This is a genomic window from Parashewanella tropica, assembly GCF_004358445.1.
Lineage (GTDB): Bacteria > Pseudomonadota > Gammaproteobacteria > Enterobacterales > Shewanellaceae > Parashewanella > Parashewanella tropica.
Genome location: NZ_CP037951.1, coordinates 252,927 through 278,513, shown reverse-complemented (window position 1 = coordinate 278,513; position 25,587 = coordinate 252,927). Strand labels below are relative to the sequence as shown.

The following is a 25,587-nucleotide window of genomic DNA, read 5'->3' as shown; positions in this document are numbered from 1 at the left end:
TATAAACATCTAATAAGCCTAATTTAATATTATCAAGGGGTGGTGTTATGGCTTTAAATGCACAACACAAAAGAGTAAGTAAAAACAGGGTAAGTATAACCTATGATGTTGAAACCAATGGTGCCCTTGAAACCAAAGAGTTGCCTTTCGTGGTCGGTGTCATTGGCAACTTTTCGGGGCATAAGCCTGACACCGAAAAGGCTGATCTTGAAGAGCGAGAGTTTTACGGCCTTGATAAAGACAATTTTGATGCCGTGATGGCGAGGGTCGACCCGCAGCTTTCCTACAAAGTCGATAACCTACTTGCCGATGATAACAGCCAGTTTGAAGTAAACCTCAAATTCAAATCCATGAAAGATTTTCATCCGGAAAAGTTGGTTGAGCAAATTGAGCCCCTGAAGAAAATGGTGGAAACACGTAATCAATTAAAAGTGTTATTGAGTAAAGCCGATCGTTCAAGAGACCTTGAAAAGCTACTCAAAGAAGTACTACAAAATACTGATTCAATCCAAGGACTCGCTGATGAATTAGGTGTTAAAAAAGAAGGGGATGAATAATGTCTAGCGAAGAAACCGCTACCGAGTCCGCCACCAGCGAAGTTCAAGCCAGTATCCTTGAACGAGCCATTTCGGCCACCTCACAAACACCAGAAGATACCACCAAAGAACTTTTATCAATTTTAACCACTCAAGTCTTAGAGGGAACGGTGACGTGGGACAAAAATCTCACACTAACCATCGAAAAAGCCATCGCAGCGATTGATAAAAACATTTCAAAACAACTGTCTCACATTATGAAAAATAAGGACTATCAACGACTTGAAGGAAGCTGGCTCGGATTGCAAAAATTGATCAAAAACAGCGAGCTTGGACCTCAATTGAAAGTCAAACTCACTGACTACACCAAAGATGAACTGTTAGATCAGTTTGAAAGTGCCCCAGCCATTGATAGAAGCCGTTTTTTTACCATGGTTTATCAAGAAGAATTTGGTACCGCCGGTGGACAACCCTACGGGGTACTACTAGGGGACTATGAATTTGACTATGGTGATGAAGATGTAGCACTTATGCGTTATATGGCAGAAGTAGCCGCAGCCTCACATGCCCCTTTTGTTGCCGCTACTAATCCCAGTATGTTTGATTACAACTCATTTACCACGTTTTTAGAAGGTAAGCCGGTAGCAGCCGGCTTTGACTCCCCCGCCTATGCCTCGTGGAACTCTTTTAGAGCTAGCGACGACTCTCGCTACGTTGCCCTCACACTTCCCAGAACCATGGCACGCCTGCCGTATGGCTCGACCACTGTTAGCGTGAAGTCATTCAACTTTGAAGAATTAGACACTCGAGATGATGGCTCACCACTGGTTAACTCTGAAGATGATTTTATTTGGTCAAATGCCTGCTTTGAAATGGGTCTACTCATGACCCAAGCTTTCTTCCAGTACGGTTGGTGCACGGCTATTCGAGGCATGGACAATGGCGGTAAAGTAGAGAACCTCCCTAACTTTACTTACCTATCCGATGCCGATGATTTGCTTCAACAATGCCCAACGGAAGTCAACTTCACTGACGAAAGAGAGAAAGAACTCAGTGACTTAGGCTTTCTCCCATTAGTCCATTACAAATCCACCAATTTTGGGGTATTCATGGGGGGGCAAACCACCCATAAGCCTAAAACTTACACCGATCCTGACGCTACCGCTAATGCCGCCATTTCGGCTCGCCTGCCCTATACCATGGCCAGTAGCCGTATTGCTCACTATTTAAAGGTAATGGGCAGAGATAAAATCGGCTCAAGCTTAGAAGTGACGGATGTTCAAAAAGAGCTGGATACTTGGATACACCAATACGTAAATTCAAATGCAATTGGCAATGAACAGAAAGCAAAATTCCCACTGGCTGAAGCAAAAGTCATTGTGCAAGAACAAGCTGGAAAACCTGGCGCGTATTCGGCCATTGCTTATATGCGGCCTTGGTTACAGCTCGAAGAATTATCTACCTCTTTAAGAATGGTCGCCAACATTCCTGGCAAAAAAGGGTAGAAAAGGGTAAAAACAATGGTTGATGGCTTTGCTTTAAACAAGCGTACAATTGCGGCTCTACAACACCTTGCAAAAAAGCAATATGTAGACAAGTTTAAAGCAAAGCTCACCATCACGATAAACCAAATTGATGCACTGATAAGCCGTCAACTTTCTCAAATTATCACTCATCGATACTTTCAAAGGCTAGAAGCCTCTTGGCTTGAGCTCTTTCAACTCATTAATCTTCCTTTCTCACAAAAAAGAATCACCATCAAAATTCTTAATTTAAGCTGGGTTGCTGTTTCCAATGATCTGAACTTGGCTTTTGATATTAAACAATCGTCTTTATTCAACAAGCTCTATTCAAGAGAGCTCGACACCGCAGGTGGACATCCCTTTGGCGTACTGTTGATCGACCACAAAGTAAATATGGACAGTTCAGAAGACTGTCAGTTTGACGATTTATATACCTTGCAACTATTGTCAGAATTAGCAGAAGTCTGTTTATGCCCAGTAATTTTAGGCGTGAGTCCTCAATTTTTTGGCGATGACAATTCACGCGTCCTGCATGACACCGCTAAGATTGCACGCATTTTAGAAAGTGAAGATTATCAACCTTGGCAATTACTTAGAAAGTGCCCTTCTTCCCGTTTTGTTCATTTAGTGCTTCCCGAATACAAATTAAGAGCGCCTTATCATAGTTACCCTGCTGGTTTTGTTTTTACTCAAGAGTCCTGCCAAGCCAATACCTTATGGGGGAATTGCGCGTATTTATTAGCCAGTAATATCATTAAAGAATTCGAACGTATCAGTTGGTTCGGTTTCCTTAGAGCTTATGATGATAAGGGGGAATTTGGCGCGCTGGTTTCAGAAGCGCAAGGGGAAATAAAAGCCAGCGTTGATATTTTTAGTGAAGATGATGGATTTTGGTCTGAAAAGGGCTTTGTTCCCTTTTCCAGTTTGTATTTATCCAATCAAAAAGGGTTTTTCAGTAACCAATCTGTGTGGGATATTCCCACAGAAGCTGAGCAAGTACTTGGCATGCTGCAAACCAACTTAATGGCGTGTCGCTTCGGCCACTACTTAAAAGTTAAAACTCGTGATTACGTCGGCAGTTTCGACAGTGTATTGAACTGTAAAAACTCTTTGGAGAGCTGGCTCAATGGTTATGTAAACAGAATGACTCATGCAGAAGATCACATCATGGCTCGATACCCTTTGCAATCATGCAAAGTCGAATTAGAAGCCGATACCTTAGACAGCACCCATTATCACTGCCAAATCACTCTTCAACCTCAATACCAATATGAACTGATGAATGTTCATATTTCTATCACCACCGCCATGTCGAGCCAAAAAATCGGGGCAAACTCATGAGTCTCATCGCTAAACTAGCGGGAAATTGGGATAAGGATATTGGTGCTGAGCATAATGCCATCATTCAGCATATCTGTTCGCTCATATCAAGCCGAGCGCCGCTTTGGCATTTAGATGCCATTCCACCTGCCACCAAAAATACCATTGCTTTTTTAGGGCTCAGTTACGTCACCCGTTATAAAAATGAAGCCAATATTGCCATCATCCTAGCCAATATTCGTAGACTCATTCAAAGCTATGAGCCAAGGCTCAGTCAGGTCTCCGTTGAACTGAGCGACACAAGAGGCAATAACAACAATCTACCATTAATGATTTCCGCTACCGTGAACACCAAATTTGGTAAGGAGCTTGTGGTGTTTGAGCCTGTACTGAACTTTTCCTCTAACTCAATCAATCTAAGGAAATCTGGTTTTGCCTGATTCATTACTGTCATATTTTGAACAAGAGCTGAGATTTATTCGTGAAGAATCGGTTGAGTTTGCTCAAAAAAATCCCGGTTCTGCCACAACGCTTGGGATCAGTAATAGTGGTATTGAAGATCCAGAGCTGTCACGGCTTGTGGAAAGTATGGCTTTACTCAATGCAAAGCTACATAAACGCTTGGATGACACTTACCCAGAGTTTACCCAAAGTCTCATTAATATTATTTTTCCACATGTTCTTCGTCCTATACCCTCCTATTCAGTACTGGAATTTTTAGTGGATGAATCCGCCAAAGCGACTCACCATGTCCCTGTGCATACCGAATTTGATATAGGTAAAAAAGAAAATGAAGCCACAATATTTAGAACAACCGAGCCCGTCACTCTTTACCCCATAAAACTGGCCGATGCAAAAGTCACCTTTGCCCCGTTTGAACATGTAAAGCCCAAAGGCGCAGAACAAGCGACAGCCTTGCTCGAACTGACGATAGAAGCCATTGATGATGGCATCGCCATAAACGAATTGAACATCGACAAGCTTAAACTTCAACTCAAAGGCGAAACCAATTTATCTTTGCGGCTCTATGATTTACTGCGGCGCTCAACGCTCGCCATCTGTATCACCAGTGATAATGATCGATTCCCAGTGGATAAAAATACAATGTCGACCGTTGGCTATGATTTGAACCATACCGTCCTGCCCTATAATGCCAACACGTTTTCGGGATATCGCCTACTTACCGAATTTTTCATGTTCCCCGACAGCTTTACCGCTTTTACGTTTCACCTCCAACAAGCATTAGCCAAGGTATCGAATCATCACTTTACGATACAGTTGTACCTTGCCGAATTTGATGTTGAGCTGGCAAGAAACCTGACCTTAGATTTTTTTTCCCTCTTCTCAACGCCCATCATCAACTTACATGAGATGATGGCCGAGCCATTGGAAATTAACTTCTTAAAAAAGCAGTACCCGTTAGTGATCGACTCAATGCGATCACGCAGCTATGAACTGTACTCAATTAATCGTATTACCGATGTAACCAACACCCCAAGTTTTGACGTTCCGCAAATATTTCGAGAAAAATTCAATACCGAACCGACAGGGCTACGATGGCAATTGCTGCAACAGATATCGTCTCATACCAGTACTGAAAATAGCATTAAAGTGTCCGATCTCAGTGACTACAGTATCAGTGACGAGGTTCGAATTTGGTTGGTAAATATTACTGTTACTCAATCAAGAAAAGCCTCTCATCAGTCCATCAACAGTCAGATCCAATGCAGGGATACATTAACCATTCCGGGCAAATTACAGCTCGCTAAACGACCATCTTCTGTACTCAAACATCATGAGGATTCAGATAGAATATGGACCTTACTCAATCATCTGCAATTCAATATCCAAAGCACCTTAGGGACCGAAAATCCCTGCAAGGCTCTCAAAGATATTTTTCATTTTTATAACTTAAACAACAATACACAAAACAAGAAATATATTGATGCGCTATCAGAAATCGAGATGGAACATGTCATTGCTACCATCATGACTTCGGGTAAAAGTTGTTTCACCTACGGCACACACATCACCGTCGTTCTCAATACCACTCAACTGACTTCAGGTGTCACTCTGTTCGCGCAGTTTCTCGATAGCTTTTTTTCTAATTTCGTGATGTTTAATAGCTTCACCCAACTGGATATCAAACTCGAAGGTTACGATGAAATCTATATGAGTTTTCCCAGGAGAACAGGATGCAAAACGCTTATCTAACGAGGCTCAGTAACTCATCCGTGCAAGGGGAATTAATCAGTCTTTGGCAACTTATCAAACATGATGCCAATAAAAGACAAGCCTACCCCAGTATTCATTTTAATTGTGAGTTACTGCCCGCGGATTACTCAAATGAAGTCACGAACTTAGCACAAACTGACCATGGCGTTTGGGAAGTCACCACCAGCAACCCCGCGTTTTTGGGTAACCGTTCGTCGATTCCTCGTTATTTATTCAAGCAAGCGCTGGATGCGTATTTCAATCTTGGCACTCGAGCCCCAATAGATTTTTTTAGCATAATTAATCACAGATACCTTACTCTCCAATGCCAAACGGACATGAAGTTTGATATCACCAAGCAACTCGAAGAAGAATCTTTTCCTTGGAATCAAGACAAACAGCACATCAGCCGCCTATTAGCCAACTTAACGGGCATTGATCCGCAACAAACCGTTTTGCCTCACGTTCATCTCATACAATACATCGCTTTGTTTGGTTGTAAGGCCGCCAATAACCTAAACCTAACGGAAATGTTAGAAGACTATTTTTGTTGCCCGTTTGAGATCACACCTATAGAGCTTGAGTACCAACCCATCATCAAAAGCTCATTGACTCAAATCGGTATTTCAGGGCAAAACCATTTACTCGGCCTCAATGCCTTAGTTGGAAAATATGCGCCGCTGAGTTTACAAAAAATCGCCATTTCTATCTGCCCAACAGACTATCAAAACTACATGAATATGTACGGCCATTCAGGGCTTGTTAAGGCGCTAGACTTCATGATCAAAAGCTATATGGGAGCCTACGTAAACTACAAACTCTTTATGAAGGTCAACAGCCAATATCTTCCTAAGTTGCAACTGCTTTACCCTAAAGATTCTCATTTTCGTCTCGGACTTTCTGCATGGATGGACAGCCCAAAAATGAAGCCAAAATTCGTGCAATTACCTCTCAGTATTCAGTAGGTGCGTTCATGGTTAATGTTGAGTTACAAAGTCTCGTTCAATGTATGTCCTCCAAACTCAAATCGACGTTGGAACTGGCAGCTGGAGAATGTGTTTCTCGACATCACTTTGCCATAGAACTTGAACATTGGTTCTATAAATTACTTCAAGAATCCGATATGGGCTGGGTACTAGCCGCCCAATCGGCCGGAATTGCTATTGACGTGCTAACTGAGCAACTCAACTCTGAATTAACACGCTATAAAGCAGGAAATGACAATTCACCTTCTCTTTCATCCCAACTTATTGAATTGCTAAAAGATGCATGGATGTTGGCATCATTGAACCTTTCCCAGTTAACCGTTAATGAATACCATTTGTTATTAGTATTGAAACAAAGAGTCACACTTGGTGCCTACACGGGTTGTTTAACTGAATGGATAAAGAACCTATCATCAGAGTGGTTGAAGCAACAAGCACTGAAAACATCAGGAAAGGTCGTTCAATCAACATCAAACAATTCAGAGACTGCTGTTTCTAAAGAAGCGATGAGCAATCAAAGCACCCCTGCACTGGATAAATACACCCAAAACTTCACTCAAGCGGCCAGAAACGGTGAACTCGATATCGTCTCTGGTCGGAGTCTTGAAATACGAAAAACCATTGATATTTTATGTCGACGTCGCCAAAACAGTCCTATTCTGGTTGGTGACCCCGGCGTCGGTAAAACCGCTATTGTTGAAGGCTTAGCTCAACTCATTGTTGAAGGTAATGTACCGCCAATACTGGAGCATGTTGAGCTTCTGAGCTTAGATTTATCGTTATTACAAGCAGGAGCCAGCATAAAGGGCGAGTTCGAAAATCGCTTAAAAGATATCATCAGCGAAATTAAGCAATCCACCACGCCGATGATCATTTTCATTGATGAAGCCCATACCTTAATTGGCGCAGGGGGTGCCGCGGGGCAAAACGACGCTGCCAACATACTAAAGCCCGCCTTAGCCAGAGGTGAATTTCGCTCGATAGCGGCCACAACATGGGCAGAATATAAACAATACTTCGAAAAAGATGCCGCCTTAACAAGACGCTTCCAAGTCGTGGAAGTTCAAGAGCCAGACGAAGCCACAGCAGTACAAATGTTAAGGGGAATCAAAGCCAGTCTTGAAACCCACCATAACGTCAGAATTCTACAAGAAGCCCTAGAGGCGGCCGTGAGTTTATCGATACGCTATTTACCCGAACGCAAGTTACCAGACAAAGCCATCAGCCTGTTAGATACCGCGTGCTCTCGTGTCGGCTTGAGCCAAAATGCGATACCTCATCAACTCACGGTTATCACAGAGCAAATCAATCAAAAAGAAAGTGAAATTCAAGTATTAATGAAAGAAGACCTGCTTTGTTTCAGTGAGTCCACACAACTCGATCAAATTAAACAGCAAAAGCAGGATTACCTAACACAGCAATCCGCCTTACGTGATAAATGGGAAGCAGAAAAAACCTCAGTTACAGCCTTGCTCTCCCTGCAGGCTGAGCTTGAAAAACGGGTAAACAGCGAAGACATCAGCCCTCAACAAAAGCTACAAAAGCAAACGCTGATCAAACAACAAATGCAACAGCTTTCCAATGTGCAGCAAGACAGTCCATTAGTGTGGCCACAAGTATCAAAACAAACCATTGCCGAAGTCGTCGCGCAATGGACAGGTGTACCTGTGAATAACATGATCAAACAAGATGTCGAACGATTACTCAACATTGAATCCTCCATCGGCAAACGGGTCATAGGCCAGTGCAGCCCCATTTCTGAAATAGCAGAAGTGATCCGAATATCACGCGCCGGATTATCCGATCCAAGAAAACCACTTGGGGTGTTTCTCATGTGTGGCCCAAGCGGTGTCGGTAAAACGGAAACCGCGCTTGCTTTAGCCGAAGAACTGTTCGGCAGTGAAAATAGCATTACTACCATTAACATGACAGAGTTTAAAGAAGCTCATAAAGTCTCTATGTTATTAGGTGCTCCCGCAGGCTATGTCGGCTATGGAAAAGGAGGCGTGCTTACCGAAGCGGTTCGTAAAAAACCCTATTCGCTCATTTTACTGGATGAAGTCGATAAAGCTCATCCGAGTGTGCAGGATATTTTTTATCAAATTTTTGATAAAGGCAGTATTTCCGATAGTGAAGGTAGGCATATCGATTTTAAAAACTGCTTGATCATCATGACGACAAATGTCGGTGATACTTGTATCGTTAATGCCCTTGATGAAGGGTTCAGCGATACCAAGACCTTACAAAAAAGGGTTTTTCCTGAGCTGCAAAAATCATTTAGCACCGCATTTTTAGGTCGCCTTTCCATCATTCCCTACCACCCTCTGAGTGATAGCCAACTAGAACAAATCACCATGTTATCCCTCAACAAAGTTGAGCAATCACTGAGCAAGCATTATGGCGCTACACTGGCTTACGAACCCTCGGTTATTGAATTTTTACTTAAGCAAAACCAATCACCAGAAATCGGTGCCAGAGCCATTGAACAACAGATCAGTCAGTGGGTGATGCCTCAAATTGCCAACTCCTGCATAGACAAAATGAGCATTGGGCAGCCGTTTTCAACGGTCACTCTCACCTGTAGCAGTGGACAAATGAATGTTGATATTCACTAGCACTTGGCTACCTAGACCGAGGACTTAAGCATGTCGTTATCGTTAAGAATCATCTGCTCCCCTGATAGCGAAGCCATCAGCGAGTGGACAAAAACCTTCCCAGAAGAGGGGGGAACCATTGGTCGAGGATTTGGTACCACATTTCAGCTGAGTGACGCCGAACGCACCATTTCAAGTGTTCATGCTTCCATCGTCAATACGGACAAAGGGCTAAAACTGATTGATAACAGCACTAACGGGGTCTTTATCAATGGGGCTGACAGCCCAATCGGAAAAGGGAATCAAGAGTCTCTCAGAGATGGCGACGTGATCACGATTGGCTCGTATCGTTTACTGGTTTCATACTTCAGTCCAGACGATGCAAAAGCTGAGTATATTGAAGATGATGTGATTACCTCCCCTCAAGAGCCAAGTCTTCAAGAACCCAGTTTTATCCTCGGTAACGACCCATTTTTAGACAGTGACGATGTCAGCATTTCAGCGGTTGCTAATGAGTCAGTTTCCCCGAGTCGTCATCCAGACAATGATAAGAATTTCTCAACTAATGCCTCTGATTTTAATACTATCGAGAAAGATCCATTTCATCTGCCAGAAAAAGAGCAAGAGTCAACGACCCTTGAGCGCGCACCATTGACCCAATATTTTGAAGATTATGAAGACGATCCCTTTCACGATACCTTATTTTCTCAAGTACTCGATCTAAACAAAAAAGAACTCAGCCCCCACAGTGCCTCGGAATCAAAATTAGTACAGCTTTACCGTCAAGAACTCCAACAAAAAAGAAAAACCCAACAAGCCATGGAGATGGCACTCACCAGACTACTAAAAGATATGGCACCAGAATCGCTTGAACCCGTTTTTGAAGAGTTAAGTCCTCCACGGTTATGGCACAATCATTGGCGTTACTGGACCATGTATAAACATTACTTTTCACATCAACTCAAAAGTCGCGATTGGCACATAAAATTCCATTTCTACTTTCAAGAGTCACTTGGACTCCATTCCAATGACAGGTAAAGACCACTGATTATGAAACGAATCCTCTTAGTTATGATGTTAGCGGTTTTACTGCAAGGCTGTAGCCTATTGGGTTTTGGCAAGCCTGCTCCCAAAACACTGACAGTAATGGTATCCGCCTCTTACAACATCAATCCGAACCTGAAAAATAATGCGACGCCAATAAAATTGAGAGTGTATCAGCTGTCCGACAGCGAAGTATTCAATCAAGCCAGCTTTTTGAATATTTTCAATGATGAACAAGGTGTACTGAAAGCCAGTTTACTTTCTGTTCGACACTTAAAAAGCATCATACCGGGAGAAAAATACCAGCAAGTATACCCACTGCTCGATGGCACCAAATACATCGCTATTCTTGCGGGGTTTTCGGATTATCAAGAAGCTAATGATAAAGCCATTTTTCCAATCAGTAGCGACAGCTCACAGACCGTCAACATTGATATTGATGGCATTAACTTATCTATTCAGGGGTAAAGATGGATACCAATAAGATTGTTTGGAGTGAGGGGATGTTTTTAAGTCCTCAGCATTTTCAGCAACAAGACCGATACCATGAATACTTTACCAGACAATTGATAGAGCAGAACAACGCTTGCTTTTATGGTCTCACCGCACTTCACATTGATAACTCATTACTCACGATTGGAAAAGTGTCAATCACGCACGCTAAAGGCATTTTTCCTGATGGAACGCCTTTTGAAATATTGGAAAGTTTGACCATTGAAATCCCCAGTAGTACCACCAATAAACTGGTGTACTTAGCCCTGCCATTGACTCGAACAGGGGCGGTGAATGTCGGTAAAAGCACCCGCTTTCGATTTTCTCCCTTTGAATACGCCACCTTTGATACGACTCGTGAACACAGTGACTCGGTACAACTGGAATTAGGCAAGCTCAATATTGTACTCAAGCTCGAAGGTGATGACTTACAAGATTACATTGTACTCTCGGTTGCCAAAGTCATGGAGTTTAGGAGTGAAGGCGAGGTTATACTCAGTAAAGAATTTGTTCCCAACTGTTTGTACTACAATGTCTCTCACTATCTGACCAACGGCATTACCGATCTTGCGGCTCACATGCAATATCGAGCCACAACTATTGCTACGCGTCTGCAAACAGAAGAAAGCAGTAAAAGCTATCAAGCATTACTTCGAGATTATTTATGGTTACAAGCTCTGTGCACTTGGCTTCCAAAGTTTAGACATGATGCTGAAATGTCTAATGCCGCTACTTACCAGCTGTATTTAGATTGCATATCCCTTTACGGACAAATGTGTGGTTTGGAAAATAGGGTACCCAAAACGTTACGTCAATGGAATCAAAGTGAACTTTACTCCGTATTTGTTGACCTCTTTAGCGAAATCAAAACCCTATTGAGTGAAATTAAACTCGATAATGTCACAAGCCTAAAATGGGATGAAAGCCTATTTGCCAGCCGCCGATTACTCAGAACCGTCATCCCTGATAGAAACTTATTTAAACAAGGCCGATTTATACTGGTGGTAACCTCAAGTATTGGCTCTGTTCGACTCAACGAAGAGTTTCCTAAATCTGCGAAACTGGCTGGCAATTCGACCATAGTGAATTTGGTCAGAAGTGCCATACAAGGGGTTGGTCTATTAAACCTCCCTTACGCCCCTTCTGAGCTTAAATCAAAAGTCGATGCTTCGTATTTTGAAGTCGATGTGCAATCAGAACTTTGGAAGCAGCTCGTCGATAAAGAGGATCCTATTGCTCTGCATATTGATGAAAGGATTGAAGATGTGTGTGTCGAGTTTCATGTAATTAGGTGATGAAACATGAATGATATATTTACCGAAGAGCCCACGGTTGTAGTTCAGCGCACAGCGATTGAAGAAGAGCTTGATACTGACCCAACCCAGACTCACATTCTAGACTTAAGTGATATCGAATACATCATTAGCGATCTCGTCGTCTATGGTAATCCCCTACTCAACCCTGCCACTGATATTTTAGGGATGCTAATCACCATCCCAAGGCAAGGAAAGCCAACCAATGTTGAGCTATTTAGACAACAGTTACTCAATAAAATTGCCGATTTTCGAAAACAAGCCGTCCACCTTTCCTATCACCCAAGTGTGCTAGATAAGAGTTGTTTTGTATTATGCGCCGCACTCGATGAAGCCATTATTTATACCCCGTGGGGAGAGCAACACCATTGGCAAAATAATTCACTGCTGAGCAAAGTGTTTCAAGAGCGAAATGGCGGGGAGGTATTTTTTCAACTACTGGAAAAAGCGTGTCACCAACCCACTAAGTTGATTGATTTTATCGAGCTCCAGTACGTATTACTCATGTTAGGGTTTCAAGGATTATATCGAGATCAAAAAGAAAGCGAACTCTACGACTTAAAAACAGAACTCTATGCCATCCTAAAAATCTATCGTGATAAACAAAGCCTTACTCGCCCTCAAGCCAGCAAACCTAAAAAAGCCTCACCACCCAGACACTTTCTCAATATGAAAACCGTATTGGCCTTTTCCGTTTTTATCGTATTGATGAGCTATGGGATTTCCGAGTATTGGTATTTCAATCGCAGTAAGCATATCAGTAATGAATTAGAGCAAATTGGGCTTATTAATATCCACCCATTAACGAATGTAGAGCTTTTTCATCCTGAAACGGAACCTATAACCCCCTCGACGCCTCATGCACCGAAAAAATGAAAGCTCGCATATCACTAGAGGCCAAGATTCTGGCTGTGGAGAGTTAACCGTATGAAGTTAAAGATGTATACCGTGATCAGCTTGGTGCTTTGCATCATTCTGTCGACGCTTGCTTGGATAATTTTCCCACAACTCTCATGGCTCATGTATCCAGCAATTATTTCAATCATCATCACTATCGGACTATGCTATTTTTTGTACGCTCAATCTGAGTATGGCAAGCAACACAAACTTCGTCGTGATCAAATCAAGGCCGAAAAACAACAAGCTGCACAAATCAATACCATCATTCGATCTGCTGTATCACGGATCAAAAATGCCAAAAACATTAAGCACAGTACACTCTACGATCTACCTTGGTATCTCGTATTAGGAGAGCAAGCTGCTGGCAAAAGTACCTTATTGAAACAAAATGGATTAGAGCTGTTATTAGATGACACCTTAAAGGAGCAGCAACAAACGTACATTCGCTTTTGGTACAACGAAGACATCATCTGTCTAGAAGTGGGTGATAAAATCTATAACGGTCATGAGTTCAATCATTCACTCTGGAGCACCTTAAGTAAACAACTGTTAAAAGTGCGTCCCCGCCAAAGTCTAAATGGCGTCGTCAATCTGCTTAATTGTAAAAGTTTAATAACCATGGATAGGAAAACACGGGAGACTCAAGCGAAACAAGTCAAAGATGCCATGCTCGCGTTAACCGCTAAGCTCAAACTCTCTGTACCTTTTTATTGTGTATTAGCCAAAGTGGATGTTATTTCAGACTTTATTGAATTTTTTGATCCCTACTCCAATGAGGAGCTAGCCGAGCCACTAGGGATCACCTTTGATACATCAGCCCACGTTCCCTTTCAACCCTCTGCTTTTCAAGAAAAAGTAAAATCATTTTTAAGCGGGATCACACAGCAACAGTTTGAATTACTGTTTAACATTAACTCTGAACAAACGGCCTCTGTCATTGCCTTACCCTATCAGCTCAGACTGTTCTTTCATATCGTATCAGAGTGGATAACAGAGCTCGGCAAAGAAAGTCGAGCTAAACACTGCGTTTGGATAAGAGGGGTCTATTTTCTCAATTGTGTTGTTGATGAACACTCCTATGACATTTTAGGCAAAGTCATCGCCTTACACTCCGAGTTTAATACCAACGAACAAAGACAAAGAGTCGCGAGAAGACGGCACTTTTTTGCTCAAAAACTGTTACAGCAATCCATTTTACCTGAAGCACAACTCGCTGGGATCAACACCAGAATGCAAATGGGATATCTGTTTTTCCGAAGTACGTTGGCCATCGGTGCCCTGCTACTGATTGCGCTCACCATATGGACCTTAAAGAATAACTGGAGTGCCGACGAAGACTGGCGAAACAATGCCCTCACCCAATTGAGCCTCTACAAAAATGACTTACAACATTCACAGCAAAATCCAACCCGTTTCCAAGATGTGATTGAACTGCTCAGTGAATTAAGAGCCGTCGCCAAAGAAGGCGTTGCGCCTAAACCTTGGTATCGAAAAGTCAGCCTAAAACAAGGCGATATTGCTGCGCAAATATACAGCATTTATGAGTCACAGCTCAGTATGTTATTACTGCCACAACTTGAGCGACTCGGAGCGAAAGATCTGTCCCATTATGTTGAACAGCGCGACTCCAGTAAAATTTTTGAAGTACTGCGTTACTATGAAATGCTTTCCAATAAATCTAAATTAGAAACGATTGATTTAAGATCTTATTTACTGGGGATCATAAAAAAACAAGCCTTACTTTCCGAGTCTGAACAAACCACGCTATCAGACTTATTGGTTGATCTCTTTAACAGCAACTATCAAAAACGCATAAAGTTAAACGATAGACTGGTGGCAGAGGCCAGTAATATTTTAATTGGCTTATCGCCAGAAAGACTCATTTACGCAAAAATCATTAACACCGCAAAACATAAACAGTTGGTTGATGTAAGAAAACAGCTCGGTACTAATTTTGATTCAATATTCAGTTTTACACCAAATTATCAAGGTTTTATGATCCCCAAGCTGTTCACCAAGCAGGGCTATAAAACCATAGACTTAAGTGCAAACTCTCCCACCTTAAAAGAACTCATGTCTGAATTTGAATTCATACAGAAAGGGAATAGCGAAGTTTCTCCACTTGAAATGAAAGCTCTGAGCCAAAATGTTCAACGTCTCTATTATTCAGATTACATTCGACGATGGAATGATCTATTAAACAATATCAGTATCAAACACTTCACATCATCCAATGAGCTTTCTTTGGCACTTCACGGGGCAAGACAACCCGTCGCGAGCCCTGTTTTAGATACCTTAGAAGCCATCGTGATGAACACAGATCTGATCAATCAAAATAGCAATATAGCTGTCCTTGCTGGGAAAGTCGGTGGCGATAACACTCAAACACAAGCAAATAAACTCGTTAGCACAGTAAAACCTGAATCTACCGTTAACCAAGCCTTTCAACCTTACTTCGACTACCTGAAAGGCACTGGCGATAAATCAAAGTCGTTACCTGTTGATGGTTTAATACAACAATTTGATCAATTAGATACTTATTTCACTAGAGCTTTATCCAGTCCTAATGCCAGTGAAGCAATGAATAAATACGCCATTGTACATGCATCCGGAAAAGCCGATCCGATTTCAAATTTAGAGCTTGAAGCAGCGAAGTACCCAGAGCAAGTTAAACGGTGGGCATTATCCATTGCTCAACAATCTTGGCGATTGGTCATGCAAAAAAATATGGATTACATCAACAGTCAATGGAATGACAAAGTGTACCAAACCTATGATGAATCCTTTGAAGGACGGTTTCCCTTTTATCAAAAAGAAAACTTAGAAGTTGCCCTAGATGATTTTACTCAAATGTTCATGGCAAAAGGCCAAATTGACAGCTTTATTACTCAATACCTTACGCCCTTTACATACTGGCAAGGCAATACACTTAAATTAGCCAAAATCGATGGGATATTTCTGCCCATGGGCAAGCATTCTTTAGACCTATTGAACCAAGCCCAATTAGTCAGTCGGGTATTTTTTGGCGCTACAGGTAAAAAGCTCTCTTTGAATATCAATTTAATGCCAATATCCATGGCTTCTCGAGTCACGGATTTTGAGCTTGGGGCCGATAATGCTATTTTCAGCTACGATCAAGGACCCAGAGTGGCCAAACAAATCCAATGGCCACTCGACAGTAGCTCAGATGTCATTCGCAGTAGCTTTTTTAGCGGTGTCAATCGCATTGCGTCGAAGTCATATCAAGGCCCATGGGGATTATTACGCTTCTTATTTGATGGTCAATCCACATCGACGAATGATCCACTGGTTAGAAGGCTGACATACAGACTGAACGGAAACAGCATAGATTTGGATTACAAATTGCCTGATTCAAAAATCATTTTAGACAGCCAATTTTTCAGCCAACTAAGACTCGAAGAGTTGCTATGAGCCAACCAATAAAACAAAAACAACCCAACCAATACGCGGCACACTCTTACACAAAGCACTTCACCTCTATGCAAATGCTGAAGCAAGAGTGGTGTGCGCTAACACAATGTGCCGGAGATGGAATACAAAAAGTCATCGATATTGACCTTTCAAACCGCATTCTTACTTTAGAATTCGATGCCAGCTATCAGCCACTGTTGTATTTGCCAAAATCAGAGGCGAACATCTTCAATCAGCTGCTGCCTAAAATCACAGCGTTGATATCATATTGCCACCATAAAGGCTGGATCCACGGAGATATCAAACCCTCAAATATTCTCTACCACCCAAGTTCTTTGCAGGTAAAACTTATCGACTTTGGCGCGAGCTTACCCATAGGTCTTAACCGCTCATCACTACCCTATTGGCAATGTACTCCTAGCTTTAGCAGTATCAACCAACAAGAAGGAAAAGGAAAAGTCGACACTAATGATGATTGGCAAGGGGTATTCAAAATTTGTCAGCAATTTTTCGAACAGTGTTATAAAACAAGGTAGGGACAGTTCCAAATTTACTATAAATACTACACATCCTTTGGAGTTAATCTATGGATATACCTCAAACGTCTCCCTGTTCCCCCATAATTTCCCATAAACTTAGTCAATTCATCTAGGCATGCCACCACATCCTTAATAGGTTTATCAAGGAAAGTAAAAAAACCTACATTTGGATCAAATACTGAGATTTTATTATCAATCTTACCTAAACAAATAGCATGAGCACCTGATACACAGGTTATAACAACATGAAAGAAGCATACCTTTTTTTTCTTTATATAAGATTTAAAATTCTTAAAAGATAATCCTATCCTGCCAAAAATTGGAACATCATAGTCAGTAAAGATTCGTCTAAGTATTTGCCCATCATGAAATGTTACGTTTTGATTATTAATAAATTGATATCCCCTGATTTGCCCAATGCCTTCCTTGGTTTTAATTTTAGATAAAAAATAACCATAGTCGAAATTACCCTGCATCATTACCATACAAAGAGCAAAACAACATCCGCCTAGAGTTGAATTGTCACTGCGAGCATCAATATACCCCCTAGGAAACTCAATCTGACGAGCTTCAAAGGAATCTAAATTTTGCAATATAGTACTTTGGCGGAATTCATAAAACACTTCTGCACCAAAAGACTTAGCAATACCTTCAAAAGACATAACCCAAACCTATTAATCCAGCATTAACTAAACAAGTACAATAAAAGAGTGGACTGCAAAAACAACCAAACTCATCGAATTAATTAGATTGACTTTATATAATAAATAACGCTAAACACTATTAAACCTAGCCTTTACGGCTTATATTCCTTTTGGGTTAAGCCTAAGTATGAAGCGTCGATACTGTCTCACCCCACCATAATTTTTTAAAACAACTTTTGATACGAAATAAAAATGGATAACGTGTTCTAGATGTCCTTTTTCTTGGTAATTCTAAGAATAAATCGTCTAAACTTACCAACACCGCCATAATCCATATAATTCGTTAAATCATCCAGACAGCCTAAAATTTCTTTTACTTTTGCCCCATTAAATGTCCAAAACCCTACATTCGGATCAAAAATAGAATAACGCTCTCCCTCTCTTTGCATACAGATTGCGTGGGTAAGATCTTCGTTACAGTAAACCTTAATATAAAAACAGCATGACTTTTTCCATTTCACATAGGATTTGAATTTTAAAAAAGATTTACCCGCTTTACCGTATTTAGGTACGTCATAATCTGGCAAACAATTTCTTAATAAAACATCAAGTGCTACACCTACTTTTTGAATGAACTGGTAGCCTCTTACCTGACCGATCCCTTCATTGGTTTTCAATAAAGGCTCTAATCGCCTAAAATCAAAATCGCCATTCATCAAAGTCATGCATAAACCAAAACAACATCCATTGGTCGTGACATTGTCACTTTCAATTCGCACATACCCTCGTGGAAACTCCACTTGGCGGCCTAATACAAAATTCAAATTTGGTGTTATTATTGACTGATCAAAATCGTAAAATGCAACGGCACCTCGTGACTTTGCTATTCCCTCAAATGACATGCCCAGACCTTTTACACAAGATACTATGTACGCATTATAAAAATAATCATTGGCTAAGGTTCGAATTTAGAATGCTTAATAATAATGATTTGGAATAAGGAATCGATCTTTACGGTGCTAACCTGACACTCATTGTGCCCTTCATACATAAAGCCGAGTACCGAAATATGGCTACATCAGCTCAAGCAATCCCCCTTCCCCTTACATCAATAGAAACCACACATGTCTCGGCTACAACAGACGAAGATATCCAATCAAAACTTCAGCTTTTACAAGATGAGGCATCATCGCTCTCTCAGCTTGACACACAGGATGCCATCACCAAACATTCCAAACTCGTTTTCGAAATAGATAAAACACTACAATCATTACCAGAAACTCAACGAAAAGCCGCTTTGATATCAACATTAAATGGTTACCGTGATCACCTTACCACTTTTTTAAAGGCGCTCCCGGCATTGCAGTTTTCTAATGAAGACATGGGACTGGCTCAACATGTCCTTCCCCTTTTATCTAGACAAATGCCAAGTAAACTTGCGGTTACTTCCCAAAAAGAGACCAAACCCGCATGTGAAACGGTTGAACTTAACACTTTGCAGCAACAATTTAGAACATTCACCCTTGTTAAATCTATTCTTGATCAACATTCAGAATTGAGCGATCCCGATTGTTATCACACACTAGTGTTAAGACTGATTGAAACGCGAACCCAGCAGGCAATGTACACTTCTTGCCTTCACACCAAGCAACTGCATTTGAGACAAGCCCTACAACTGTCGTCAACCGATGCTCGGCTATCAAGAGAAGTCATTTCCCGACAAGCACTACGTGCCCATACCATTCTAAGGTGGCATGCTTTCGTTGAAAAAAAAGATGAAAAAAACATAGAAGAACTTCAAACAGAAATAAGAAAGCATCAAAGAGCCAAACAATCTCATCATACTGGAGATGTCTATTCTCTATATTGGCAATATGTCGTGAGCACGCATTGCTCAATTTTTAATGTATCCCAAAATGATAAGCTTTCAAGAGAAGTCGAACTGGTAACTCAATGTGAAAAACAATTAAAACCAGCGGCCAACTGCCCATTAGAAGATAAAGCTTTTTATGATTACTTAGTCTATAAAACCCAATGTTTCCACCATTATTCTGCTGGCCTAAAGCAAATGGCTACCGCTTTACGACTCAATTGTTTATCACCCAATAAACCTATTGACCATAAAAAATTAGATCAAGCAATGATGGCCTACCTACAAACCATTAACCTTACGTTAAAGTCCATGGCTTTCCCTCAATGGCAGCAAGGCGAAGTCACTTTAGACAATCTTTGTCAAATAGATTTTGGTCAAATCAAAACTCAACTCACTGAAGATATGCAATTTGTCATACTTGATTCCATCTACGGTATTGCTTGGTGCTACTTCATAAAAAGTAAACCTGCTTGTTTTATGGAGGCATCGCCAAAACGTTCAGAAGCCTTTGAATGGCTTACCATCGCAGGCAAAATTAAGGCAATAGCCCAGCAGTTTGGGCATTTACAAACATCAGTATTAGAGCGAGATCTAATCGGTGCAAATGAGGCAAGAAAATTAGTTGAAACAAACTTTGCAACCTTTGCCAATTAGCAAATGGCTCAACAACTAACATAGCCAATAGTTAAATCTTATAGCCGTTAGCTTTATTTAACTCTTGATAAATCCGATATGCTAAACACCTTTTTAGTCTAACTAAGAGCATTCGGCATGGGTCGATTTATGGGTGAATACTTAGAGTTTCCATTAGAGTCATGGATGGAACATTTTAGTCGTCATGTTGAAGCCTTTAAGTACAAAACCTTAATTGATATCACCATGCCCGGTAGTCACGATGCGGCAACTTATACCATGTCCTCGTCGGCAGGAGCCAAATTTGCGGTGACTCAGACAAAAACCTTAGTCGAACAATTTAATTTAGGCGTTCGCTACTTTGATATCAGAGTGAGACAAGTGGACGGAAAGCAAATGTCTTTTTTTCATGGCTCTGTAGACAGTAAAAAAGAAGACGTTTTTCCTAATTTAATGGCTTTTTTTAGTACGGTTTTACTCAGCAACGAAGTTGTTATCATCAAGCTTCACTTTAGTGGTGTCAGCGACTTCGAACTGTTTCGAAAACTCTATATCAATGAAGATATCAAGGCACTGATTCTCACTCCTTACGAATTCACCAGTGAACCACTCGAAAATTTATTAGGAACAAAAAAACTCGTTATCTTAACCAATCATGGCGGATTAACTGACATCTCTGTTGATTACAATAAAAGCACCACGACGCAGTGGGGAAAAACCAGAGACCCGAAAAAATTATTGGAGTCAATGAACGAGACCAGAGCAACACTAGATATGTTTTCGAGATATAAACTGAAAGTCGTGCAAACCAATCAACCTGCGTTGGTCGGCAGTGGCAGTAATCGATTTATTTCCGTGTTAGATCAAGATGCCCAACCCGAAAGCCGCGCAACGGTAAGGCATTTTGTGAATCAAAGTAAGCACGAACTGATAAGAGTTAAAGCCAGCAAAAATATGAGTCACTTTCGTCAAGTGCAGATGTGTACCAGAGGAGTGATCAGTCTAGACAATATCGGCTCAGATATGGATAAAGACCAATTAGTCGGGCAAATCATCGAGCTTAACTATTGGTAACCTGAGCTGATTTCTTTATGCAGAGCTCAGGTTACTTAAACAAAAAAGGAAGCGATTCGCCTCCTTTCTTTGCGGGTATGTGTTCACATTAAGAGTGTAATCGGCCATCAGGCTGCTCAAAAATCAAATCTTCCATTTGTTCGTAAGCCGATTGGTGACCAGGAGCATTAAATAAGACCATCAAAATCACCCACTTTAAGTCGTCCAACCCAAGGTAGCTGTCTTCTAGCTCCATCACACGGTCGATAACCATTTCACGAGTTTCGACATTCAGCACCTTGATCTGTTCAAGGAACAAGATAAAGCCACGACTTTCTACATCCAGTTTGTCCATTTCCTCTGTAGTATAAATACGAAAAGATTGTTGGTTATGTGTGCGGAGATAAGATCCCTCCTTAGTCTGTAAATCCGCTAATCGCTCTAACCAATCTAAGGCCTTAATGATTTCTGATTGATGAAAACCTGCTCGTGTCAATTCTTGAGTCAGCTCACCCTCATCCACTAATAACTCTGTATCTCCTTGGACATAGTTCTCGAAAAGGTACATTAAAATGTCAAACATCGGCCTAACTCCTCTTCAGTTTAACGTAACCACCAGGTACTGTTGCCACCCAACCTTGCAGTTCAAGTTCAAGTAATTGCTCCAGCACTTGATCGATCGCAATTCCACTATGCTCGACAATGACATCAATTGTCGTTGTCTCATAGCCTACACTAGCCAAGAGTGAAGAAAATGGCAAATCAGGTTGTGCCTTTTCTACTATATGGTGCTGCTTTTTTGACTCTTCAAGATGATGGCGAAAAATAGTGGGTAATTCTTGCAAAATATCATCCACACATGTTGTCAACTTTGCTCCTTGCTGAATTAAGTCATGGCAGCCCTGACTTTGATGACTCAAAATGCTCCCAGGAAGCGCAAACACATCTCGCCCTTGCTCCATTGCCAGTCTTGCCGTAATTAGCGAGCCACTACGACGAGACGCCTCAACCACCAGCGTACCTAAACTAAGACCGCTAATAATACGATTTCGTTTCGGAAAATTCCCTGCATAAGGCCGAGTGTCTGGCCAATATTCACTAATGAGACAGCCATGTGCTTGAATATCTTGGTACAGTTTTCGATGACGTTTTGGATAAATTTCTTCAACGCCTGTTCCTAATACCGCTGTGGTTTTCAACGCTAACTCAGTTCGAGCCGCCAACGCTCCGCTGTGCGCAGCGCCATCAATACCAGCCGCTAAGCCACTGGTTACTGTCATTCCAGCCTCTACTAGCTGCTTTGACAATTCATAGCTGTGCTTTAACCCTGCTGGCGTAGCATCTCGGCTGCCCACTATCGCTACTGAAGGCAAGGCTAACGCCATTGGATCGCCCTTAACAAACAGTAACAGAGGAGGATCGCTAATATGTTTTAACAACGGTGGATAATGGTCATCGTCTTGGCAAAGAATATGATGCTCGGAAGAGGACTGTAGCCATGATAAGGCAAAATCAACTTTTTCAGGGTGGTATTTTAAGGAGGCAAGACTTTTAGCTGAAGCAGGTAAATCGTGAGGGCGATGCTCTATCGCCCACCTTAGCTCAGATAAAGAAAGATGCTTTAATAATTGTTGAATCCGAGTTGGCCCTAACCCAGATACCGCACTAACAACTAGCCAATCGGCCAGCGCTGATGCGGTCATTGCCTAGCGATGGCTCCCGAGCGAGGTGTTACAATCTTATCCCCGACACGCACTGGACGATCATTTAATAAAATCAAACCAAAACTCACGTCATCAAACACCTTAAACACCATTAATTTACCACGAAAGGTATCGGGAACCGTTATCGCATTATCATCAGAAATGGCGGCCATTAGATTGTTATAGGCATTGCGATCTTCTGTTTGTACTGGCTGCTCATTCGCATCAATCACAATTTCATCGCCGTCACGGAAAATATCGAAGACTTGACCAGAACGTATTCCCGCCTTACTACCATTATCTAGATACACCACGCTTAGCTGACCAGCTTCACGCTGTTTATTGGCAATCGCAATCACTCGGGTAATGCTGTCCACGGCTCCAGGAGCTGGCATATAGTAAGCTGACATCATGGCTTCTTCATCGACTGGCAACGCAAAAAAACCCGCTTTAGTTTCTCGCTGATTATTCAGAATTTGTACCTTTGAGACTCGACCAGATTCAATCACTCTACCACTTCCGGTTAGAACAAGCTCTTTACCTAAATGCTCACCGTGGGCTTCAAGATCACGTCCAGGTTGATATAACGCCAACTTTTGTCCAACATCCAGAGTCTTATCGACGTAAATCACATCATTAAGGGTATGAAAGCGAGATTCACGTTCACCACCAAGTACTTTCGCTTTGCCTTCAAGCCAATCAAGCGTTTCAATACGATTTTGCAAAATATACGGCTGAATAACGCCAAGGTCGATCATGGGAATAGCGGTATTTTTAGCGATAATTCGACCATGTGGTGACAGTTTTTTATGCGCTTTTTTAACCAGCCTAGGCTGACCATTAATAAAAACTAATGTTAAGGTATCACCGGGGTAAATAAGGTGAGGATTTGTCACTTGAGGGTTGGCATCCCATAATTCAGGCCAGCGCCAAGGATCTTGTAAATAAAAAGTAGAGATATCCCATAAAGTATCGCCTTTTTTGACCACATAGGTTTGTGGACGATCTTGCTTTAGCGCCAAAGTATCGGCGAGCGCTGCACTCGTCATCAAAACGAGCAGTATTAGAATTATGCGTTTCATATAACGGTCCATTTTGTCGTTTCGGGCTTTCTCAATGGATTCAAATCAGGAATGCCCCTAATCCATTAGCGTATGATGTAACTCTACCACTTGATCATAAAGACTTATTCACTTTGAACAATGGTATTCCCCACCACAAAGGATTAAAATTACTCTATTGAACATAGGGCACACCCTAGGGTCAGTATAACTAACTGATTTAGATTTAACAGACTTAGAGAACATCTATGGCACTATTACCTGTTTTACGTTTTCCCGATGAGCGTTTGCGCACTATCGCAAAGCCAGTTACTGAATTTGATGACAAGCTGCAAACTCAAATCGAAGACATGCTAGAAACCATGTACGAAGAAAAAGGCATTGGTCTTGCAGCAACTCAGGTGGACTATCATCAGCGCTTAATTGTGATGGACTTACAAGATGACGTTGAGCGTCCAAATGTATTCATCAACCCAGAGATTGTTGAGTCCAGTGGTCATTTTGAAAACGAAGAAGGCTGTTTATCCGTCCCAGGCGTCTACGCCAAAGTTGAACGTGCAGAGAATGTGACGGTAAAAGCGTTGGATCGTGACGGCAAAGAATTCACTGTAGAAGCCGATGGCTTGTTTGCTATCTGCCTTCAACACGAAATGGATCACATTGTCGGAAAGCTATTTGTGGATTACTTGTCACCACTCAAACGCAATCGCATTAAGCAAAAGTTAGAAAAAGAAGCTCGTCTGGCTGCGAAAAACGCCTAAGGTACCATTTTGAAACCACTCAATATTATTTTTGCCGGTACGCCGGATTTTGCTGCTCGCCATTTACAAGCCTTAATCGACTCTCACCATAATGTGATTGGGGTTTATACCCAACCTGATCGTCCAGCAGGTCGCGGTAAAAAATTGCAAGCCAGCCCAGTAAAGCAACTAGCCGAACAACACGACATTAGCGTTTACCAACCTAAAAGCTTACGAACTGAAGATGCACAACAAGAATTAGCTGGGCTGAACGCTGACATCATGGTGGTGGTCGCTTATGGTTTGATTTTGCCACAAGTGGTATTAGACACGCCAAAGCTTGGCTGCATCAATGTTCATGGTTCTATTCTTCCCCGCTGGCGAGGCGCGGCACCGATTCAACGCTCGATTTGGGCGGGCGATGTTGAAACTGGTGTGACGATTATGCAAATGGATATTGGCCTCGATACTGGTGATATGCTGCTGAAAACCAAACTGCCGATTTTGCCTGAAGACACCAGTGCGACCTTATACGAAAAACTCGCCGAACAAGGCCCAGTTGCTCTGCTGGCAGCACTAGATGGCCTAGCTGCTGGCACACTGCAAGCCGAAGTACAGGATGATGCTTTGGCCAATTATGCTGAAAAGCTGTCAAAAGAAGAAGCTAAAATTGACTGGAACAAATCGGCAAAACAATTATGGCAAGAAGTCCGTGCCTTCAACCCTTGGCCTGTCAGTCATTTTGCACATCGTGATCAAACCATCAAAGTCTGGGAAGCGGATTTTCAACATACCGAACACAATGCCAAAGTAGGAAGTGTTGTATCTGCAGATAAAAGCGGTATTGCGATTGCCGCCGCTGATGGTGTTTTAATCTTAAAAACACTGCAAATCCCCGGTAAAAAACCGATGGCCGCAGCCGATGTCCTCAATGGTAAAGCCGATTGGTTCCAAGTTGGGCAATTGATTGGCAGCAGTGAGGCTTAA

At 41.8% G+C, this 25,587-nt stretch carries 22 protein-coding genes; 17 read left to right on the top strand and 5 right to left on the bottom strand.

Annotated elements, in window-relative coordinates; all coding sequences use genetic code 11:
* Window positions 1-47 precede the first annotated feature (47 nt).
* The 13 genes from tssB to E2H97_RS01110 are packed head-to-tail and all read left to right on the top strand — an operon-like array spanning window position 48 to window position 16,890.
* Window positions 48-557, top strand: coding sequence for a type VI secretion system contractile sheath small subunit (gene tssB, locus E2H97_RS01170; RefSeq protein WP_133405428.1), 510 nt, complete (start codon window positions 48-50; stop codon window positions 555-557).
* Entirely contained in the window at window positions 557-2,041 is a 1,485-nt protein-coding gene (gene tssC, locus E2H97_RS01165; RefSeq protein ID WP_133405427.1) for a type VI secretion system contractile sheath large subunit, read from the top strand. The genes tssB and tssC overlap by 1 nt, the downstream gene beginning before the upstream one ends.
* A 15-nt stretch (window positions 2,042-2,056) precedes the next feature.
* The gene (locus E2H97_RS01160) at window positions 2,057-3,400 is read left to right on the top strand and encodes a type VI secretion system contractile sheath domain-containing protein (RefSeq protein WP_133405426.1); all 1,344 of its coding nucleotides are present in this window, start codon (window positions 2,057-2,059) and stop codon (window positions 3,398-3,400) included.
* The gene (locus tag E2H97_RS01155; RefSeq protein ID WP_133405425.1) at window positions 3,397-3,819 is read left to right on the top strand and encodes a GPW/gp25 family protein; all 423 of its coding nucleotides are present in this window, start codon (window positions 3,397-3,399) and stop codon (window positions 3,817-3,819) included. Before E2H97_RS01160 ends, E2H97_RS01155 begins: the two co-directional genes overlap by 4 nt.
* Window positions 3,812-5,593 carry a type VI secretion system baseplate subunit TssF gene (gene tssF / locus E2H97_RS01150; protein WP_170308216.1) on the top strand — a complete coding sequence of 594 codons (1,782 nt, stop codon included), beginning with the start codon at window positions 3,812-3,814 and terminating at the stop codon, window positions 5,591-5,593. The genes E2H97_RS01155 and tssF overlap by 8 nt, the downstream gene beginning before the upstream one ends.
* On the top strand, window positions 5,575-6,558 hold the full coding sequence (locus E2H97_RS01145; protein WP_133405423.1) for a type VI secretion system baseplate subunit TssG: 984 nt from the start codon (window positions 5,575-5,577) through the stop codon (window positions 6,556-6,558). The genes tssF and E2H97_RS01145 overlap by 19 nt, the downstream gene beginning before the upstream one ends.
* Window positions 6,498-9,194 (top strand): type VI secretion system ATPase TssH, encoded by a 2,697-nt coding sequence (gene tssH / locus E2H97_RS01140; protein ID WP_246029035.1) that lies wholly within the window; start codon window positions 6,498-6,500, stop codon window positions 9,192-9,194. The genes E2H97_RS01145 and tssH overlap by 61 nt, the downstream gene beginning before the upstream one ends.
* 30 nt (window positions 9,195-9,224) lie before the next feature.
* On the top strand, window positions 9,225-10,211 hold the full coding sequence (locus E2H97_RS01135; RefSeq protein ID WP_133405422.1) for a type VI secretion system-associated FHA domain protein: 987 nt from the start codon (window positions 9,225-9,227) through the stop codon (window positions 10,209-10,211).
* A 12-nt stretch (window positions 10,212-10,223) separates the two neighbouring features.
* Window positions 10,224-10,685 (top strand): type VI secretion system lipoprotein TssJ, encoded by a 462-nt coding sequence (tssJ, locus tag E2H97_RS01130; RefSeq protein WP_133405421.1) that lies wholly within the window; start codon window positions 10,224-10,226, stop codon window positions 10,683-10,685.
* A 2-nt stretch (window positions 10,686-10,687) separates the two neighbouring features.
* Entirely contained in the window at window positions 10,688-12,004 is a 1,317-nt protein-coding gene (tssK, locus tag E2H97_RS01125) for a type VI secretion system baseplate subunit TssK (protein ID WP_133405420.1), read from the top strand.
* 6 nt (window positions 12,005-12,010) lie between these two features.
* Window positions 12,011-12,898 carry a type IVB secretion system protein IcmH/DotU gene (gene icmH, locus E2H97_RS01120; RefSeq protein ID WP_133405419.1) on the top strand — a complete coding sequence of 296 codons (888 nt, stop codon included), beginning with the start codon at window positions 12,011-12,013 and terminating at the stop codon, window positions 12,896-12,898.
* 51 nt (window positions 12,899-12,949) lie between these two features.
* Entirely contained in the window at window positions 12,950-16,354 is a 3,405-nt protein-coding gene (tssM, locus tag E2H97_RS01115; RefSeq protein ID WP_133405418.1) for a type VI secretion system membrane subunit TssM, read from the top strand.
* Window positions 16,351-16,890 (top strand): protein kinase domain-containing protein, encoded by a 540-nt coding sequence (locus E2H97_RS01110; protein WP_133405417.1) that lies wholly within the window; start codon window positions 16,351-16,353, stop codon window positions 16,888-16,890. Before tssM ends, E2H97_RS01110 begins: the two co-directional genes overlap by 4 nt.
* A 26-nt stretch (window positions 16,891-16,916) precedes the next feature.
* Here E2H97_RS01110 and E2H97_RS01105 read toward each other — a convergent pair whose 3' ends face one another.
* Both E2H97_RS01105 and E2H97_RS01100 read right to left on the bottom strand, forming a co-directional pair.
* Window positions 16,917-17,555: a hypothetical protein gene (locus E2H97_RS01105; RefSeq protein ID WP_133405416.1), complete on the bottom strand. Its 639-nt coding sequence runs from the start codon at window positions 17,553-17,555 to the stop codon at window positions 16,917-16,919.
* A 248-nt stretch (window positions 17,556-17,803) separates the two neighbouring features.
* Window positions 17,804-18,439, bottom strand: a complete 636-nt coding sequence (locus E2H97_RS01100; RefSeq protein ID WP_133405415.1) for a hypothetical protein — start codon at window positions 18,437-18,439, stop codon at window positions 17,804-17,806.
* Window positions 18,440-18,606: 167 nt separating this feature from the next.
* On the opposite strand from E2H97_RS01100, the gene E2H97_RS01095 reads away from it, so the two are divergent.
* Both E2H97_RS01095 and E2H97_RS01090 read left to right on the top strand, forming a co-directional pair.
* A complete protein-coding gene (locus E2H97_RS01095) occupies window positions 18,607-20,064 on the top strand; it encodes a hypothetical protein (protein WP_133405414.1) in 1,458 nt (485 codons plus the stop codon).
* A gap of 117 nt (window positions 20,065-20,181) precedes the next feature.
* Complete coding sequence (locus E2H97_RS01090; RefSeq protein ID WP_133405413.1) at window positions 20,182-21,117, top strand: PI-PLC domain-containing protein; 936 nt, start codon at window positions 20,182-20,184, stop codon at window positions 21,115-21,117.
* An 88-nt stretch (window positions 21,118-21,205) separates the two neighbouring features.
* Here E2H97_RS01090 and E2H97_RS01085 read toward each other — a convergent pair whose 3' ends face one another.
* The 3 genes from E2H97_RS01085 to E2H97_RS01075 are packed head-to-tail and all read right to left on the bottom strand — an operon-like array spanning window position 21,206 to window position 23,893.
* Complete coding sequence (locus E2H97_RS01085) at window positions 21,206-21,679, bottom strand: DUF494 family protein (RefSeq protein ID WP_133405412.1); 474 nt, start codon at window positions 21,677-21,679, stop codon at window positions 21,206-21,208.
* A 4-nt stretch (window positions 21,680-21,683) separates the two neighbouring features.
* Window positions 21,684-22,799 carry a DNA-processing protein DprA gene (gene dprA / locus E2H97_RS01080; protein ID WP_133405411.1) on the bottom strand — a complete coding sequence of 372 codons (1,116 nt, stop codon included), beginning with the start codon at window positions 22,797-22,799 and terminating at the stop codon, window positions 21,684-21,686.
* Window positions 22,796-23,893 carry a LysM peptidoglycan-binding domain-containing protein gene (locus tag E2H97_RS01075; RefSeq protein WP_133405410.1) on the bottom strand — a complete coding sequence of 366 codons (1,098 nt, stop codon included), beginning with the start codon at window positions 23,891-23,893 and terminating at the stop codon, window positions 22,796-22,798. The genes dprA and E2H97_RS01075 overlap by 4 nt, the downstream gene beginning before the upstream one ends.
* Window positions 23,894-24,108: 215 nt before the next feature.
* Between E2H97_RS01075 and def the strand changes: the two genes are divergently transcribed.
* Together def and fmt are read left to right on the top strand one after the other, a co-directional pair.
* Window positions 24,109-24,621 (top strand): peptide deformylase, encoded by a 513-nt coding sequence (def, locus tag E2H97_RS01070; protein WP_133405409.1) that lies wholly within the window; start codon window positions 24,109-24,111, stop codon window positions 24,619-24,621.
* A 9-nt stretch (window positions 24,622-24,630) separates the two neighbouring features.
* Window positions 24,631-25,587: a methionyl-tRNA formyltransferase gene (gene fmt, locus E2H97_RS01065; RefSeq protein ID WP_133405408.1), complete on the top strand. Its 957-nt coding sequence runs from the start codon at window positions 24,631-24,633 to the stop codon at window positions 25,585-25,587.

Excerpts from the sequence above, each read along its gene's own strand:
- tssB (WP_133405428.1), top strand. The coding sequence starts at position 48 with ATGGCTTTAAATGCACAACACAAAAGAGTAAGTAAAAACAGGGTAAGT.
- tssC (WP_133405427.1), top strand. The coding sequence starts at position 557 with ATGTCTAGCGAAGAAACCGCTACCGAGTCCGCCACCAGCGAAGTTCAA.
- E2H97_RS01160 (WP_133405426.1), top strand. The coding sequence starts at position 2,057 with ATGGTTGATGGCTTTGCTTTAAACAAGCGTACAATTGCGGCTCTACAA.
- E2H97_RS01155 (WP_133405425.1), top strand. The coding sequence starts at position 3,397 with ATGAGTCTCATCGCTAAACTAGCGGGAAATTGGGATAAGGATATTGGT.
- E2H97_RS01145 (WP_133405423.1), top strand. The coding sequence starts at position 5,575 with ATGCAAAACGCTTATCTAACGAGGCTCAGTAACTCATCCGTGCAAGGG.
- tssH (WP_246029035.1), top strand. The coding sequence starts at position 6,498 with ATGGATGGACAGCCCAAAAATGAAGCCAAAATTCGTGCAATTACCTCT.
- E2H97_RS01135 (WP_133405422.1), top strand. The coding sequence starts at position 9,225 with ATGTCGTTATCGTTAAGAATCATCTGCTCCCCTGATAGCGAAGCCATC.
- tssJ (WP_133405421.1), top strand. The coding sequence starts at position 10,224 with ATGAAACGAATCCTCTTAGTTATGATGTTAGCGGTTTTACTGCAAGGC.
- tssK (WP_133405420.1), top strand. The coding sequence starts at position 10,688 with ATGGATACCAATAAGATTGTTTGGAGTGAGGGGATGTTTTTAAGTCCT.
- icmH (WP_133405419.1), top strand. The coding sequence starts at position 12,011 with ATGAATGATATATTTACCGAAGAGCCCACGGTTGTAGTTCAGCGCACA.
- tssM (WP_133405418.1), top strand. The coding sequence starts at position 12,950 with ATGAAGTTAAAGATGTATACCGTGATCAGCTTGGTGCTTTGCATCATT.
- E2H97_RS01110 (WP_133405417.1), top strand. The coding sequence starts at position 16,351 with ATGAGCCAACCAATAAAACAAAAACAACCCAACCAATACGCGGCACAC.
- E2H97_RS01105 (WP_133405416.1), bottom strand. The coding sequence starts at position 17,555 with ATGTCTTTTGAAGGTATTGCTAAGTCTTTTGGTGCAGAAGTGTTTTAT.
- E2H97_RS01100 (WP_133405415.1), bottom strand. The coding sequence starts at position 18,439 with ATGTCATTTGAGGGAATAGCAAAGTCACGAGGTGCCGTTGCATTTTAC.
- E2H97_RS01095 (WP_133405414.1), top strand. The coding sequence starts at position 18,607 with ATGGCTACATCAGCTCAAGCAATCCCCCTTCCCCTTACATCAATAGAA.
- E2H97_RS01090 (WP_133405413.1), top strand. The coding sequence starts at position 20,182 with ATGGGTCGATTTATGGGTGAATACTTAGAGTTTCCATTAGAGTCATGG.
- E2H97_RS01085 (WP_133405412.1), bottom strand. The coding sequence starts at position 21,679 with ATGTTTGACATTTTAATGTACCTTTTCGAGAACTATGTCCAAGGAGAT.
- dprA (WP_133405411.1), bottom strand. The coding sequence starts at position 22,799 with ATGACCGCATCAGCGCTGGCCGATTGGCTAGTTGTTAGTGCGGTATCT.
- E2H97_RS01075 (WP_133405410.1), bottom strand. The coding sequence starts at position 23,893 with ATGGACCGTTATATGAAACGCATAATTCTAATACTGCTCGTTTTGATG.
- def (WP_133405409.1), top strand. The coding sequence starts at position 24,109 with ATGGCACTATTACCTGTTTTACGTTTTCCCGATGAGCGTTTGCGCACT.